Here is a 16,540-nt window from a genome sequence, read left to right on the forward strand (position 1 = left end):
CAAAAGGAGCTGGAATGTATGGGGTATATTGTAGATATTTCAAAATGGAATGGAACTATTAATTGGGATATTGCAGCATCTCAGCTAGATTTAGTGATTGCTAGAGTTCAAGATGGCTCTAATACGGTGGATTTTATGTATCAAAATTATGTTAGTGAAATGAAAAAGCATAGTATCCCATTCGGTAATTATGCTTTTTGCCGTTTTATATCTATTGCTGATGCAAAGAAAGAGGCACAAGATTTTTGGAATCGTGGTGATCAATCAGCTAAGTTTTGGGTGGCGGACGTAGAAGTTCAAACGATGGCAGATATGCAAGGCGGGACACAGGCATTTATTGATGAATTACGCCGTTTAGGTGCGGAAAAAGTAGGATTATACGTAGGGCATCACACGTATTTATCATTTGGAGCATGTAATATTGAAGCTGATTTTGTATGGATCCCTCGTTATGGAGGGAATAAGCCAGCATATCCATGCGATATGTGGCAATATACGGATTCAGGGAATGTTCCTGGGATTGGGAAATGTGATCTGAATCGATTAGTAGGAAATAAGTCACTTTCTTGGTTTATAGATTCCAACAAAGCAAATCAATCTAACATAGTGTATACACAGCAACCGAATGGCATTGGTATTGCAGTTTCGAAATATCCTGATGGATACGGAATAAATTTATATGAAACTCCCATGACCCCTCAATTTACAGGTGCACTCACTCAGAAAATTCCATATTTAATCTTAACAGGTTATTGGGGAGGCGGTGAGCAAGATATGATTTGTTTAGAGAACGATAAGCAGTGGGCATATTTAAAACATTTTAATGTGAAATGGTTTTATGCAACTTCGAAATATCCTGTCGGTTACGGAGTAAATTATTATGAAGAGCCTGAATGTATGAATTATAAAGGGAATATAGATGGATCGACATCTTTTCGAGTGTGGGGTAGAGTGGGAAATGCGGTAGATATCGGGCAGAATAGTTGGATACCTGAAAAACATGTAATTATTAAGTAACTATAGCGGCAGTATTGTTTTTAAGGAGTATGTAAAGAGTCTTCTTACTATACATAATAGTAAGAAGACTCTTTACGTTTAAAAATGAAAATACATGATACATAGTCTACTCATATGAAATGAATTACATGTAGAAAACACACTGTTTTCACAATGACTGTGTATAGTTAATTTGCATAATGATAAAAGTGAGGTATTTGAATTGAAAAAGAAAAAAATATTTATTGGAACAATTATTTCATGCGTGATGCTAGCATTATCTGCATGTGGTTCCTCAGACAACGTAGTAACATCAAAAGTAGGGAATGTTACAGAGAAAGAATTAAGTAAAGAATTACGACAACAATATGGAGAAAGTACTTTATATCAAATGATGTTAAGTAAGGCATTGTTAGATAAATATAAAGTTTCAGATGAGGAAGCAAAAAAGAAAGTAGAAGAAGCAAAAGATAAAATGGGTGAGAACTTTAAATCGACTTTAGAACAACTTGGATTGAAAAACGAAGATGAATTAAAAGAAAAAATGAAGCCAGAAATTGCATTTGAGAAAGCGATTAAAGCAACAGTTACAGATAAAGATGTGAAAAATAACTATAAACCAGAAATGAAAGTAAGTCACATTTTAGTGAAAGATGAAAAAACGGCTAAAGAAATAAAGGAGAAAGTAAATAATGGTGAAGATTTTGCTGCCTTAGCAAAACAGTATTCAGAGGATACTGGTTCAAAGGAACAGGGCGGGGAAATATCTGGTTTTGCTCCTGGGCAAACAGTGAAAGAATTTGAGGAAGCTGCGTATAAATTAGATGCAGGCCAAGTAAGTAATCCGGTTAAAACAACTTACGGTTACCATATTATTAAAGTGACGGATAAAAAAGAATTGAAGCCATTTGATGAAGTAAAGGATAAAATTCGTAAAGATATAGAACAACAAAGACTACAAGATACGACAGGTAAATGGAAACAACAAGTAGTCAATGATTTATTGAAAGATGCTGATATTAAAGTGAATAATAAAGAATTTAAAGATACATTTAAATTTCTAGAAAAGAAATAATGACTGTAATCATAATTAGAAAAGGGAACTCATATAGAGTTCCCTTTTCTAATTAGTGTGTGAGTTATAAATAGATAGTAAGACAATACAATATTACATTTAAATATTAAGAATTACAATGGAAAATTATGGTTTATAATTATTTCAACGAAAGTGGATATTCTACGGTTTTCATTATGCAAGTTTATTACATATATTTACTCTTTAATAATGAATATCGAACATAATTTAAAAAATAATACATATAATGTTTTTGAATAAATATTTAACATGGATAATTAGTAAAAAGCTGAGCATTCGATTGGAAAGGATGTTCTTTTTGTTGTGAAAATTTTAGGATAAAGAATGAATCGTTTTAAACGCATCATTTACCACATCAATAAATTAAGGTGGGGAGAATATATGAAAGTAATCTTTCAAGGAGAGGGCGGAGCGAAAATTTTTGAGTCATATGATGAAAATATAAGTGATTTATTAGTTATATTAAAAGAAACGAAAGGGATTAAAATTGGGATGGTTGAGTATAAAGTGTTAAAGTACGAACTTAATTATTTTCGTCATCCGAAAAAAGCGGATACAGAGAGAGAGTTACATATAATAGTACAACCTAAGTATATGTAATAAAATATAATAATAAAAATCACTGATTCAGTTTTGTAAAGTTCCATAGAGTATGTAAGAAAAGAGAGTGTTGTAAATGCTCTCTTTTCTTATGCTTTGTGAGTTCGTTCATCATAGTATATGTTTTCAGTTATAGATGGTTAATAAACGATAAAAATTTAAAACTTTTTCGTTTAGGCAGGGATTTTATATTTGAGTAAATAAATATACTATGAAGTATTTTTTATACGAATATTGGAGGAGTATAAAATGAGTTTAGCAAGTTACATAGGCTGTAATGTAGAAATTCCGTTAACGGATCCAGATTCTAATGATGTAATTGTTTTTGGACCGTGTTTTTCAGATGAAAGTATGCTTGAAATTGTACAAGATTATCAATTCCAAACAAATTACACATATGAGGTTTCAACTAATTGGGGAATTGAACTGGTCGAGTGGCAAAATGTAAAGGAAAAAAAAGAAGCGAAAGAAAAACTTTTAACTTTATGCAAGATTATGGAAAGTTATTTGGAAGATGGAGACTATTTCGAATTATTTAGTTGTTGGGTTGGTGATGAAGATAAGGAACGAGTAGGGGAATTGAACTTAAAAATAAATCATTTTAATATAGATGAATTATGTATTCTAGAAAGAACATTAGTTAGGATAGAAAAATAAGCTTTGAATATTTTTTAGAAAAAGGCGATTTCACTTTGTGTGAAGTCGCCTTTTAGTTTTTATATGCATTTTATATAAGAAATGAAAAGTTTATTTGATAAAGGAAAAAATATGGAGATAAATAAAATTATGTTTTTTGTTAAGAAATAATAAGTATAGCTCTTCTCAAAGGAACGTAAGTTCGTGTATAATAAGAACGAATGTTCTTTTAAGAGGTAACCTAATTATAGTTTAGTAAGTATTAAAAATAACTAAGGGATAGCATGAATAAATAAATGTATAAATGATCAAGGAGATAAAAAATGAACGATGTAAAGATACAAAAAGAAGAAAGAGAGTGGGTTCCGTTTACAGTAATGTCCGAACAACTTTTAAATATGAGAAAGATTATTGGAGAGAAATTAAAAGTACAAAAACCGCTTTTAACAAATGAAGCAAAAGAGAGGATTTCTGATAAATTATTAACGTCATTACTGTCTGAGAAAGAAATATTGGTAACATATTTTGAAGATGGTTACATATTAACAAGCTACATGACTGTTGTACATATCAATCCGGTAAAACAAATTGTAATTTGTACAGACGCCTTTTATAAAACTTACGTATTTAACGCTATGGATATTATTGAAATAATGTAAAAGAAGCTGAATATTAAATGGCAGCTTTTTTTATTTCTGATTTATGAGACAAATAATATAAGAAAAAGCAGCTAGCTTTGTGCTAGCTGCTGAGCCCCAGGGAAAGGGAGAAAAAGATAGGGTACTCCAAAATCGATAAGAGCTGTCAAACAGCCTGATTATAGTATAGACAAATTAAAATTTTCTATACAAAAAGTTGAACATAAGATTAGGCTGTACCCACTTGGTTTTGATCTGCAAGGTCAGAATCAAATGTATTGGTCGCGCTAACACCGCTAAAAGTATTAACAACAAAACCAACGTTTGATGCGCCGGAACCATTATAAGCTTTCGTATTTTCTTTCGGAGAAACGTTGTAGAAATCACCTAAGTTAAATGATCCATTACTATTTTGTACAACTAAATTTCCTACAACTGATGGCATAATTTTCACCTGCTTTATAAAAAGTTGTTAACATTACTATATGGAGTTATAGTCCAGATGGTTCATATAATAAAAATTGTGGAATAGTAAAACGTTTGGAGCATGGATTTCAATAAAAGTGTGTTAAAATTAATATAATAAAGTTGAGTAATTTTTTTAAAAAATTTGTATAATTGATATATATGAAAATAAAGGAGGCAAAATGTAATGAAAGATATTATGAAAAAAGTTGATTTAACAGATGCCAAATCAAGTAATCTTGTTGCACTAATTTATAGTAATGAAGTTATATTAGTTGAAGACGCATTTTGTCCAAATGAAATAAAATTAAAGTTTAATGAAATTGCAATTTTATCTGCAATTAAAACAGCTCATATTGCGAAAGTGTCTATTAGGAAAGAACTTGAAGCGCTTTTTCATGATACGGGTGTTATATTAGTGAAACAAAATGTTGATTATGGTAGTAGCCAATCTATTACCATGCATTTTGAGCAATTTAAAAAGTTGCAAGATGAGATTGAACATTTAAATAAAAGTATGTAATAAAGCAGCTAAATAAAGGTTCTATCATAAAGGTGGAATGTGTTGTGTTGAAAAAGTGGTTTAAAAATTATTTGGGTGAATCGCATTGTAAACATAAATATATTTTTATTAAGATGCAGGATAATGAGGATTTTAAAAAAGGTACATTAGGTGTAGTTTATATTTACCAGTGTGAGAAATGTGGAAAAGAGAAGTTGAAATGTAAAAACAATAATGAAATAAACAATGAATTTTTAGATATATAGCAAAAAGTAACCATGATGGTTACTTTTTTTGTTTATGTATACAATATCAAAACCATTACTAAAGTATGAGTTGAGTTAATACTATAGTAAATCGCTGAATAAAAATGAAGAGAGTAAGATATAGGGAAGGAGGATGAGAGAAATGAAGCGAAAAGAAATTAGTAAATCTGTAATTATTACAGGCGTGACACAAGGGTTAGGGCGTGCGATGGTTGATCGATTTCATGAATTAGGGTGGAACATATATGGTTGTGGACGTTCAAAAGATAAAATTGAAGAACTAAAAAAACAGTACAGTAAAATACATGATTTCCAAGTAATTGATGTTTCAGATTCTCAGCAAGTTAACAATTGGGCAAATTATATACTTAATACACATACAGCTCCCGATATGATAATAAATAATGCATCGATTGTAAATCAAAATGCACAACTTTGGAAAATTACGGCTCAAGAATTCGAAAATGTAATGAATGTAAACGTGAATGGTGTAGTAAATGTAATAAGAGCATTTGTTCCAGCGATGGTAGCTAGGAAAGAAGGAATTATCATTAATATGAGTTCTAGTTGGGGGAGAGAAGGTGAGGCTGAGCTTGCGCCATATTGTGCCTCGAAATTTGCTATTGAAGGTATCACTAAATCTATGGCCCTGGAATTACCCCATGGCATGGCTGTAGTTGCTTTAGATCCTGGAGGGAGTATTAGTACTCCAATGCTGAAGTCATGTGCGCCACAATATATAAATGAATCGCCTACACCTGAAACTTGGTCACATAAAGCAATTGAATATATATTGAATATAACAATAGATAAAAATGGAGATTCATTGACATGCCCAGCATGCATATAAAAGCACCTTTAAGGTGCTTTTATATTAGTAGCACATTATATCATTCACAAAATTACATCTAAAAAATAAAATAAAAGATTAAGGGTGAGATTTGTTTGTTTTGAAAGCTTTAGAAAATATTTAAATAGGTGATAAAAATGAATCCAAGCAGTTTAAAAGTGACAGGGGCATGGTTTCAAGTGGGAGGGAATCTTACAGCTGCTATTGGAACGACAAGAGGATTTATTGGAGAAGAGAAAGTTGAATCGGATCTTGTTATTGTAGGAAGCTCATTACAAGCCCTCGGATATATATTACAAATCATTGCGAGCAATTATGATGATGGGGAAGAAAAAAGAGAAAATCAAAATATAGGCTTAGAGAATCAAAGTAAATTACTTGATTAAATAGGAATTGAGTTATTAGCATTAGGCAATATATCAAATGTAATAGGAACATATTTTAATATAAATGAACAATTGAAAGAAAATGATTATCTTATCATTACAGGGAACAGTTTACAATCGATCGGTGCTTTTTTAGGAGTAGAAGCAGCTTTGTTGGATATAAATGTATTACAGAAAATTATTATACTGGGTAACTCCATGCAAAGTTTAGGGGCTGGATTACAAGCGTATCAAGGTGTTTCAAATGTATTGAAAGATGAGAGAGAAAATGAAGATAGTATTTTTGATAAGAAGGATGAGAGAATCATTGCACTCATTGGTATTTGGATACAAGCGATAGGAACGTTAATTTCTGCAATTGGAGTAACTGCAATAGAGGAAGAAAATAGGCTAGAAAACAATAAAAAGTCTGAAATACTTATTTAAATAGAAGGAGATACATTGATTTTAGAGGTAGGTTAAGATTAAAATGGTAGTAGGTTTTTTTGCGTATATTTTGAAAAGTGATATATAAAATACAAAATAAGGAGTTTTCAAGGGATGATGTATTTATTAGCAATTCTTCTTCCACCTGTTGCTGTATTATTTTGTGGAAAACCAATTCAGGCAATCATAAATTTCATATTAACATTAATATTTTGGGTTCCAGGAGTTATACATGCAATTCTTGTAGTGCATGATAAAAAAGCTGATCGGCGTTTGAAAAAACAAATTCAAGCATATGATGAAATTAATAAGAGGAATCGAAGATAATTCATCTGCAAAATGTTTTTAAAAGAAAGGAGGATTAACCTCCTTTCTTTTTTAGTGGGTGTTAAGTTTAGATTTTTGTGTGGCGGAAAGAATTTTTAATGTAAGTATTATGATAATAACTTTTAGATTGTGCATGTAATAGGCCAGTATAAATACTTTCTGGTACATTAAAGAAATCGTACATACCATTCTTTAATTGGATTCGCAAAATCATAGAAAAAGGATTATAACCAACAGCAACTATATTTTTTGAAATTACGGGAGATAGCTTCATCATTACGCAACTCCTCACTTTTTATTTTTAATACTTTTTTGTAGATGTTGAGGTTGTGATGTTGAAATCCTTATAATTTAAGAGGTATTATACTTATATGCAATATATTAAATGTTTGTTATACGTAATTATAAGGAAGTTCACACGAAGTACATATCGTTGTGCTATTTTTATTTCACCTTTGATTTATAAATAAGAAAATATTGACCATTTGAAAAAAAGGTATATTATTTATACGAGGTATTAAAAATTCACTTTTTACATTCTATGCTTCAAGGGGCAGCGTTATTAGGAAAAATAGAAGTGAAAATAGTTTGTATAAGAAGTATTCTAAAATTTATAATCTGTGAATTGGGAAAATATTGAATGCTCCAGGTCAATATACTTTCTTAATCAAATTTATTTTAGAAAGTGACCTCAATATTTTTAAGTAAATCAACGGGAGAATTGAAAGGCAGGAGAAAGTAACATGTCAGAAAATTATCGTTCTCGAGAGGAACGACGACAAGTTAAAAAGAAAAAACAACCAGCTTCTAAAACACAAAAGCCAAAAGGTAAAACATCATTCTTTCGCAAGTTTTTAATCACTTGTTTATTACTTGGTATTGTTGGTTTAGTGGCAGGGGTTGCTACCTTTTTCGTAATGATTAAGGATGCACCAAAACTTGAGAAAGCAAAACTTGTTAATCCGTTATCCTCAAAAATTTATGATAAAAACGGGGATTTGGTATATGAATATGGAAAAGAAAAAAGGACGAATGTTACGTATGAGCAAATACCTAAATTAGTAGAAAATGCATTTTTAGCGACAGAAGATTCACGTTTTTATGAGCATAGCGGAGTAGATTTTAAAGGTACTGCCCGTGCTGTTCTAGTAAGTCTTAAAGGGGATTATGGTTCTCAAGGTGGAAGTACGATAACACAGCAAGTTATAAAAAACTACTTCTTATCAATGGACAAAACACCAAAGCGTAAGGCGCAAGAAATATATTTAGCTTATAAGCTAGAACAACAGTATTCAAAACATGAAATATTAGAGATGTACTTAAATAAAATTAACTTAGGAAACCGTTCATATGGAATCGCAACAGCAGCACAAAACTACTATGGTAAAGAATTGAAGGACTTAACATTACCAGAAGTTGCGATGCTTGCAGGTTTACCGAAAGCACCGAATAACTATGATCCAACGAAAAAAGAAAATGTTCAAAAAGCAACAGAAAGAAGAAATGTTGTTCTAAGTTTAATGAACCGACATGGATATATAACAAAACAGGAAATGGAAGAAGCATCAAAAGTTGACGTAGAAAAGGGGCTTAAGCCTGCAGCTCAACTACAAACAATGCCATACCCTGCATTTATGGATGCAGTTGTGAAAGAAGTAGAAAAAGAATTACCAGATGCTAATATCGGTTCTGACGGTTTAGAAATTTATACAACGTTAGATCCGAAAGCACAGAAACTTGCTGATAATATTTTAAATAATAATATCATTGATTATCCGAACGATAAATTCCAAGGTGCATTCACATTTATGGATACGAAAACAGGAGAAGTTCGTGCTATAGGTAGTGGCCGTGGAGAAAATAAAGCTGTATTTAAAGGGCATAATATGGCAATTGAATTAGATCGTGCAGCTGGTTCAACGATGAAGCCGATTTTCGACTACGCTCCTGCAATTGAATATTTAAAATGGGCTACGTACCATCAAATTGATGACTCTCCATTTAAGTATTCAACGGGACAAGAAGTACGAAATGCAGATAGAAGTCATATGGGTCCAATTACAATGCGTGAAGCATTAAAAATGTCGCGTAATATTCCTGCAATTAAAACTGCAAAAGAAGTAGGGATTAGTAAATCGAAAGAATTCTCTGAGAAACTAGGTATTACATTTAATACAGCACCGACAGAATCGACAGCGATTGGTACAAATGAAGTATCGCCAACTGAAATAGCGGGTGCTTATGCGGCATTTGGTAATGAAGGTAAATATACGAAACCGCATTTTGTTAAGAAAGTCGTTTATCCAGACGGTAAGTCACAAAGTTTTGGACAAAAACCAAAACAAGTTATGACAGATTCTACCGCATACATGATTACTGATATGCTTCGTTCTGTAGTTACATCAGGTACTGGTACATCGGCAAATGTAGGCTCTTTAGATGTAGCTGGTAAAACGGGTACGACAAACTATTCATCAAAGCAATTAGCTCAATATAAAATTCCAGAAAGTGCAACTCGTGATAGTTGGTTCGCTGGATATACACCGCAATATACGATGGCAGTATGGACTGGGTATATGAAAGATGGTAAAGACGAGTATATTAGTAGTAAAAATACGAAAATTGCACAGTTGATCTTTAAAGAAATGATGAGCGAAATGGCTACAGATAAATCACGCTTTAAAATGCCAAGTAGTGTTATTCAAGAAGGTAGTGAGCTACGTATAAAAGGTGAAAAACGTGATTCATCGCCAAATACTAGCGTACCGGATACAACGGAGCAACCAAAACAAGATCAACAGCAAAAAACTGAAGAAGAGAAAAAGCAAGAAGAATTAAAGAAACAAGAAGAACTGAAAAAACAAGAAGAACAAAAGAAACAAGAGGAACTTAAGAAGCAAGAAGAACAAAAGAAACTAGAAGAGCAAAAGAAACAAGAAGAACAAAATAATGGAAATGGCCAAGGAACGACACCTCCAGCAAATAACGGAGGAGGTCAAGGAAATACGACACCTCCAGCAAATAATGGAGGAGGTCAAGGAAATACGACACCTCCAGCAAATAATGGAGGAGGTCAAGGAAATACGACACCTCCAGCAAATAATGGAGGAGGTCAAGGAAATACGACACCTCCAGCAAATAACGGAGGAGGTCAAGGAAATACAACTCCACCAGCGACCACACAACCAGAGACTGGCGGTAATGCAGGAGAGACCCCTGCTAATAATGGGCAATAAGAAAAATTTATAAAAAATATTAAAAAGCACTTAAGATTTGTGAAAATTACAATCTTAAGTGCTTTTTTCGTTTAAATGTAGTAGCTATGAAATGATGTGTTTTAAATGTTAAACGTACCATAAAAATTTTGAAAATAAATTGATGGGAAATGATAAAAGACTTGAGCCTGAGGTAGTGGAGCGTGGCTAGGATGATAAAAGGTAGTGCTACTTGGATGGGCACCATGATGCCAAAATGAAGGGGTAGCTTGACCTGGTGATTGGTATTGTTGCCAAATTGCTGGAAGTTCAATGCCGACATCGGAACTTGCTGTATGAACGGCGGGGGCATGTATTTCGGGTATCGAAGGAACCGCGACAGTTACTCTTGATGATAATACCCACATAAAATAATCACTCCTAAGTTGTGATAATAAATTAGTATATTCTTTTCACACGTATAAAGGTACATATATAGGACTTTCGTTTAAAATATGCGTACAAAGTCTTAAGACTAATGTAAGCTGATGGTGGACTATTTAATATGAAAAGATACGTCTATTTGCGGAGGGAAAAGAGATAAAAAAAATATACAATGAGAGTGTTAATCGTAATATTTTACGAGTGTATGGAGGTATTTTTATGGAACGGTTATGGACGAAATCATTTATTCAAATGACTTTCGCAATGTTATTTTTATTTACAGGATTTTATTTACTTGTTCCAACGCTCCCGCTCTTTATTAAAGAGATAGGTGGCAATGAATCGCAAGTTGGACTTATGATGGGGATGTTTACAATAGCTGCTGTTGTAATACGACCGATTATTGGAGGAATGTTAGATCAATATGGTAGAAGATCCTTTATTATTTTCGGACTCATCTTTTTTGGCTTAACGATGTATTCCTATAATATAGCATCGACTATTGTCCTTTTAGCTGTTTTACGTGTTATTCACGGAGTAACATGGGCTGTTTCTACAACAGCTGTTGGAACAGCAATAACGGATATTATTCCAGATTCACGCCGCGGTGAAGGTATGGGTTGGTACGGGATGGCGATGACAATTGCAATGGCGATCGGACCTATGATTGGATTATGGGTTGTGCAAAATTATTCATTTGATGGTCTATTTTTATTAGCGACGTTGTTATCTTTTATGGCAGTCGTATTATCATTAATAACGAAGATCCCATTTACGCCACAAAAAGAAAAAGGGAAAATTCAGCTATTTGAGAAATCCGTATTAACAATCACGATTGTAGTATTCTTTTTATCGTTTGCATATGGAGGAATAACAACCTTTTTACCGTTATTTGCATCATCAATTCATGTAAACCCGGGAACTTTCTTTCTTGTATATGCAATTGCATTAACAATTGTAAGACCAATTTCAGGGAAACTATTAGATAAGTATGGAGAAGTATTCATTATACTTCCAGCATTATGTATTACTATTTTAGCTATAGTTGTTTTAACTATTTCAAATGGTTTGATAGGTGTAATTATCGCAGCAACATTATACGGTATTGGATTTGGTTCAGCGCAGCCAGCTTTGCAAGCGGCAATGCTTACAATTGTCGATCCGAGTAAAAGAGGAGTTGCAAATGCTTCATTTTTTACAGCGTTTGATTTAGGAATCGGGTTAGGTGCTATTTTACTTGGAGTTGTTTCACAAATGTTTGGTTATCGTATTTTATTTTCAGGGAGTGCAATTTCAGCATTGATAGCCTTAATTATTTTCGTCTTCTTTGTAAAACAACGATTAGGAAAAAAAGAGTTTGCGTAAACTGGAGGAATAAAGATGAGAATTTCAATTGATCGTAAAGCTCTGCAATGGTTCCAGGAAGAATTACGTATAAAGCACGGTGAATCTGTACGTTTTACTGTAAGGTACGGAGGGGATAGTTCAATTCAGCCCGGATATTCTTTAGGGGTTGTTGCTGAGAAACCCGATGGCGAAATAGTGTCAGTTGAGAAGGAAGGTATTATATTTTTTGTAGATTCTGATGATCTTTGGTATTTTCAAAACTATGATTTATTTGTAAGTTATCATGAGGAAATGGAAGAAATTCAATTTAATTATGTAAAATAATAACTTTATTAAAAATGAATAAGTTTTATATAAAAATTATATTTAAGAGATAGTGAAATAAATATCATATAGTAACGAGCTGTATTTATGTACAGCTCGTTTTTTCTATTTCTCAAATAAAATTAGAATAATTGTATATTTGGAGGTGTTATATGAAAAATCTTTATATCTTGTTTTTGAAAATACGCAAAGAAGTCTATCCTTTCTTTATAAAATATAAGAATTATTTTCAAAAAATTGTATTGTTACAGTAAGAAAAGTGTAGGAAACTTATCATTATAAAATAAATTGAAATCTTCTAAAAACTCTGATACATTGAAATAGAAATGTAGTTTCACAATATTGTAAAGGCTTACAGTTATGTGCACGAAGATCTATTAGGATTGGAGGAAATAATGATGAAAGCTGAAGAGAAATTTTCCCCGGGATTAGATGGTATAGTGGCAGCGGAGACGAAAATCTCGTTTCTTGACACAGTAAAAGGTGAAATTGTAATTCAAGGGTATGACTTAATCGAACTCTCAAAAACAAAAGAGTATTTAGACATTGTGCACCTTTTATTGGAGGAACACCTACCGAATGAAGATGAAAAAGTAACACTTGAAAAGAAATTAAAAGAAGAATATGCAGTACCAGAAGGTGTATTCAACGTACTAAAGGCATTGCCTAAAGAGACGCATCCCATGGATGGATTACGTACAGGTGTGTCAGCGTTAGCTGGTTACGATAATGATATCGAAAACCGCTCGTTAGAAGTGAATAAAAGCCGAGGGTACAAGCTGCTAAGTAAAGTGCCAAACATTGTAGCGAATAGCTATCATATTTTAAATAATGAGGAGCCAATTGAACCTCTTAAAGAATTATCTTATAGTGCGAATTTCTTCTATATGTTAACTGGTAAAAAACCAACTGAACTTGAGGAAAAGATCTTTGATCGTTCCCTTGTTTTATATAGTGAGCATGAAATGCCAAACTCTACATTTACAGCTCGCGTTATTGCATCAACACAATCAGATTTATACGGTGCCTTAACAGGTGCAGTTGCATCTTTAAAAGGAAGTTTACATGGCGGTGCAAATGAAGCGGTTATGTACATGCTTTTAGAAGCTGGTAATGTTGAGAAATTTGAAGAGTTATTACAGAAGAAACTATATAACAAAGAAAAAATTATGGGCTTTGGACACCGTGTTTATATGAAGAAGATGGATCCAAGAGCACTTATGATGAAGGAAGCTTTAAAACAGTTATGTGATGTAAAAGGTGATTATACACTATATGAAATGTGTGAAGCTGGAGAAAAGATTATGGAAAAAGAAAAAGGAATTTATCCAAATCTTGATTATTATGCAGCTCCAGTATATTGGATGCTAGGTATTCCAATTCAACTTTACACACCAATCTTCTTTAGCTCTAGAACAGTGGGGTTATGTGCGCACGTTATTGAGCAACATGCAAATAATCGTTTGTTCCGTCCTCGTGTAAATTATATTGGCGAGCGACATGTACTTAGTAAATAAGAACAACTGGGGAGTTGTTAGCGCCGCCCGCCAGATGGGTGTTTGACCGACACCCATCATTAATAATAACGAATTTTCGACAGAAAGGGAAGAATAGCATGATTAAAACAAATGAAATTAAGCAAAAAGATGCATTATTAGAAGAGATTACCGATTATGTATTAAATAAAGAGGTTACTAGTGCAGAAGCATTCAGTACAGCTCGTTACGTATTACTTGATACACTTGGATGTGGAATTTTAGCACTGCAATATCCAGAATGTACGAAATTACTAGGACCAGTTGTGCCAGGAACAATCGTGCCAAATGGTACACGTGTACCAGGTACGTCTTATGTACTAGATCCAGTAAAAGGTGCATTTAATATCGGATGTATGATCCGTTGGTTAGACTATAACGATACTTGGCTTGCAGCAGAGTGGGGACATCCATCTGATAACCTAGGCGGAATTTTAGCAGTTGCAGATTATATTAGCCGTGTTCGTATTTCAGAAGGAAAAGAAGCTTTAAAAGTACGTGAAGTATTAGAAATGATGATTAAAGCACATGAAATTCAAGGCGTGCTTGCTTTAGAAAACAGCTTAAACAGAGTTGGTCTTGACCATGTATTATATGTAAAAGTAGCAACAACTGCAGTAGTTGCGAAAATGCTTGGCGGAACACGTGAAGAAATCTTTAATGCATTATCACATGCGTGGATTGATAATTCTAGTCTTCGTACATATCGTCATGCTCCAAATACGGGCTCACGTAAATCATGGGCTGCAGGTGACGCAACGAGCCGCGGTGTTCATCTTGCAATGACTGCTCTAAAAGGTGAAATGGGTTATCCAACAGCATTATCTGCGCCAGGATGGGGATTCCAAGATGTATTATTCAATAAACAAGAATTAAAATTAGCAAGACCACTAGAGTCATATGTAATGGAAAATGTATTATTTAAAGTGTCATATCCAGCAGAATTCCATGCACAAACGGCTGCAGAATGTGCAGTGAAGTTGCATCCGGAAATTAAAGAGAGATTAGATGAAATTGACCGTATTACAATTACAACTCATGAATCAGCAATTCGTATTATTGATAAAGAAGGTCCATTAAATAACCCAGCTGATCGTGATCATTGCTTACAATACATTACGGCAATTGGTTTATTAAAAGGAGATATTGTTGCAGACGATTATGAAGATGCAGTAGCAAACGATCCACGTGTAGATGAATTACGTAATAAGATGGTTGTTGTTGAAAACAAACAGTACAGTTTAGATTACCTTGACCCGAACAAGCGCTCAATCGCCAACGCTGTTCAAGTTCACTTTAAAGATGGCACAGTAACAGAAAATGTGGAATGTGAATATCCGCTTGGTCACCGCTTCCGTAGAGACGAAGCAATTCCAAAAGTTGTTCAAAAATTCACTGCAAATATGGCAGGTCATTATTCTAGTAAGCAACAAGAACAAATTCATGAAGTTTGTTTAAATGAAGAAAAACTAGAAAATATGAATGTAAACGAATTTGTAGATCTATTCTTAATTTAATAATAGGGGGGAATTTAGAATGGCTTGGGTTGTGAAAAAACAGTCAACACAAGAGGAGCTTGCGAATCGATTCCGAGCTTTAGTAGAAGCAAATGAAATTTTGCAAATTCCAGGTGCTCATGATGCAATGGCAGCTCTTGTTGCGAAAAATACAGGTTTTTCAGCTCTTTATTTATCAGGAGCTGCTTATACTGCAAGTAAAGGTTTACCAGATTTAGGTATCGTGACGTCTACTGAAGTGGCTGAGAGAGCAAGAGATTTAGTAAGAGCTACAGACTTACCTGTTCTTGTTGACATTGATACAGGATTTGGTGGTGTACTAAATGTGGCGAGAACAGCTGTAGAAATGGTGGAAGCGAAAGTAGCAGCTGTCCAAATTGAAGATCAGCAATTACCAAAAAAATGTGGACATTTAAATGGTAAGAAACTTGTTACTACAGAAGAATTGGTTCAAAAAATTAAAGCGATTAAAGAAGTTGCACCGAGCTTATACATTGTAGCACGTACTGATGCTCGTGGCGTTGAAGGATTAGATGAAGCAATTGAAAGAGCAAATGCATATGTAAAAGCAGGTGCAGACGCAATTTTCCCTGAAGCGCTTCAATCAGAGGAAGAATTCCGTCTATTTAATAGTAAGGTAAATGCACCTTTGCTTGCGAATATGACTGAATTCGGAAAAACTCCATATTATAGTGCAGAGGAATTTGCGAATATGGGTTTCCAAATGGTTATTTATCCTGTAACTTCACTTCGCGTTGCAGCGAAAGCGTATGAAAATGTGTTTGCTTTAATTAAAGAAACAGGTTCTCAAAAAGATGCACTTTCTAATATGCAAACGAGAAGTGAATTATACGAAACAATTTCATATCATGACTTTGAAGAGTTAGATACTGGTATTGCAAAAACAGTATTATCAGAAGATCAATAGATAAAGCAGCGAAGGCGATGAAAATACATCTTTGGCAAAATAAAATGCTTGATGTGAAAAATC

Annotated in this window: 18 protein-coding genes and 1 pseudogene; 16 read left to right on the top strand and 3 right to left on the bottom strand. The window is 33.4% G+C overall.

Annotated features, from left to right (window positions below; translation table 11 throughout):
- Positions 1-18 precede the first annotated feature (18 nt).
- From M1D73_RS11325 to M1D73_RS11345, 5 genes are all read left to right on the top strand, one after another.
- A complete protein-coding gene (locus M1D73_RS11325; RefSeq protein ID WP_000540655.1) occupies positions 19-1,017 on the top strand; it encodes a glycoside hydrolase family 25 protein in 999 nt (332 codons plus the stop codon).
- 202 nt (positions 1,018-1,219) lie between these two features.
- On the top strand, positions 1,220-2,071 hold the full coding sequence (locus tag M1D73_RS11330) for a peptidylprolyl isomerase PrsA (RefSeq protein ID WP_121868324.1): 852 nt from the start codon (positions 1,220-1,222) through the stop codon (positions 2,069-2,071).
- Positions 2,072-2,473: 402 nt separating this feature from the next.
- The gene (locus M1D73_RS11335; RefSeq protein WP_000864275.1) at positions 2,474-2,692 is read left to right on the top strand and encodes a hypothetical protein; all 219 of its coding nucleotides are present in this window, start codon (positions 2,474-2,476) and stop codon (positions 2,690-2,692) included.
- A 249-nt stretch (positions 2,693-2,941) separates the two neighbouring features.
- Positions 2,942-3,349, top strand: coding sequence for a KH domain-containing protein (locus tag M1D73_RS11340; RefSeq protein WP_000050502.1), 408 nt, complete (start codon positions 2,942-2,944; stop codon positions 3,347-3,349).
- 302 nt (positions 3,350-3,651) lie between these two features.
- Positions 3,652-3,987: a YolD-like family protein gene (locus tag M1D73_RS11345; RefSeq protein WP_002024004.1), complete on the top strand. Its 336-nt coding sequence runs from the start codon at positions 3,652-3,654 to the stop codon at positions 3,985-3,987.
- A gap of 208 nt (positions 3,988-4,195) precedes the next feature.
- On the opposite strand, the gene gerPF is transcribed toward M1D73_RS11345, so the two are convergent.
- Complete coding sequence (gene gerPF / locus M1D73_RS11350; RefSeq protein WP_001141569.1) at positions 4,196-4,411, bottom strand: spore germination protein GerPF; 216 nt, start codon at positions 4,409-4,411, stop codon at positions 4,196-4,198.
- Positions 4,412-4,618: 207 nt separating this feature from the next.
- Here gerPF and M1D73_RS11355 point away from each other — a divergent pair, with 207 nt between their 5' ends.
- The 5 genes and pseudogenes from M1D73_RS11355 to M1D73_RS11375 all read left to right on the top strand — a co-directional run bounded on the left by M1D73_RS11355 (position 4,619) and on the right by M1D73_RS11375 (position 7,188).
- Positions 4,619-4,954, top strand: a complete 336-nt coding sequence (locus M1D73_RS11355) for a hypothetical protein (protein WP_000651907.1) — start codon at positions 4,619-4,621, stop codon at positions 4,952-4,954.
- A gap of 44 nt (positions 4,955-4,998) precedes the next feature.
- On the top strand, positions 4,999-5,199 hold the full coding sequence (locus tag M1D73_RS11360; protein ID WP_000915142.1) for a hypothetical protein: 201 nt from the start codon (positions 4,999-5,001) through the stop codon (positions 5,197-5,199).
- A 142-nt stretch (positions 5,200-5,341) separates the two neighbouring features.
- Positions 5,342-6,049 carry an SDR family oxidoreductase gene (locus M1D73_RS11365; RefSeq protein ID WP_000823062.1) on the top strand — a complete coding sequence of 236 codons (708 nt, stop codon included), beginning with the start codon at positions 5,342-5,344 and terminating at the stop codon, positions 6,047-6,049.
- A 137-nt stretch (positions 6,050-6,186) separates the two neighbouring features.
- A pseudogene (locus M1D73_RS11370) lies at positions 6,187-6,861 on the top strand (DUF6944 family repetitive protein).
- A 114-nt stretch (positions 6,862-6,975) separates the two neighbouring features.
- Positions 6,976-7,188 carry a YqaE/Pmp3 family membrane protein gene (locus tag M1D73_RS11375; protein WP_000990233.1) on the top strand — a complete coding sequence of 71 codons (213 nt, stop codon included), beginning with the start codon at positions 6,976-6,978 and terminating at the stop codon, positions 7,186-7,188.
- Between the two features lie 67 nt (positions 7,189-7,255).
- On the opposite strand, the gene M1D73_RS11380 is transcribed toward M1D73_RS11375, so the two are convergent.
- Positions 7,256-7,465: a KTSC domain-containing protein gene (locus tag M1D73_RS11380; protein WP_000977081.1), complete on the bottom strand. Its 210-nt coding sequence runs from the start codon at positions 7,463-7,465 to the stop codon at positions 7,256-7,258.
- A gap of 466 nt (positions 7,466-7,931) precedes the next feature.
- On the opposite strand from M1D73_RS11380, the gene M1D73_RS11385 reads away from it, so the two are divergent.
- Positions 7,932-10,424 (top strand): PBP1A family penicillin-binding protein, encoded by a 2,493-nt coding sequence (locus tag M1D73_RS11385; protein ID WP_001293963.1) that lies wholly within the window; start codon positions 7,932-7,934, stop codon positions 10,422-10,424.
- 101 nt (positions 10,425-10,525) lie between these two features.
- Here M1D73_RS11385 and M1D73_RS11390 read toward each other — a convergent pair whose 3' ends face one another.
- The gene (locus M1D73_RS11390; RefSeq protein WP_000270101.1) at positions 10,526-10,810 is read right to left on the bottom strand and encodes a hypothetical protein; all 285 of its coding nucleotides are present in this window, start codon (positions 10,808-10,810) and stop codon (positions 10,526-10,528) included.
- A gap of 235 nt (positions 10,811-11,045) precedes the next feature.
- Between M1D73_RS11390 and M1D73_RS11395 the strand changes: the two genes are divergently transcribed.
- From M1D73_RS11395 to prpB, 5 genes are all read left to right on the top strand, one after another.
- A complete protein-coding gene (locus M1D73_RS11395) occupies positions 11,046-12,191 on the top strand; it encodes an MFS transporter (protein WP_000440662.1) in 1,146 nt (381 codons plus the stop codon).
- Between the two features lie 15 nt (positions 12,192-12,206).
- Complete coding sequence (locus M1D73_RS11400; RefSeq protein WP_001222842.1) at positions 12,207-12,497, top strand: HesB/YadR/YfhF family protein; 291 nt, start codon at positions 12,207-12,209, stop codon at positions 12,495-12,497.
- A 395-nt stretch (positions 12,498-12,892) separates the two neighbouring features.
- On the top strand, positions 12,893-14,014 hold the full coding sequence (mmgD, locus tag M1D73_RS11405; protein WP_002041090.1) for a citrate synthase: 1,122 nt from the start codon (positions 12,893-12,895) through the stop codon (positions 14,012-14,014).
- Between the two features lie 98 nt (positions 14,015-14,112).
- Entirely contained in the window at positions 14,113-15,549 is a 1,437-nt protein-coding gene (gene prpD / locus M1D73_RS11410; RefSeq protein ID WP_000598123.1) for a 2-methylcitrate dehydratase, read from the top strand.
- A 19-nt stretch (positions 15,550-15,568) separates the two neighbouring features.
- A complete protein-coding gene (gene prpB, locus M1D73_RS11415; protein WP_000312639.1) occupies positions 15,569-16,477 on the top strand; it encodes a methylisocitrate lyase in 909 nt (302 codons plus the stop codon).
- Positions 16,478-16,540: the final 63 nt, after the last annotated feature.

It is taken from the genome of Bacillus sp. PK3-067 (assembly GCF_056738645.1).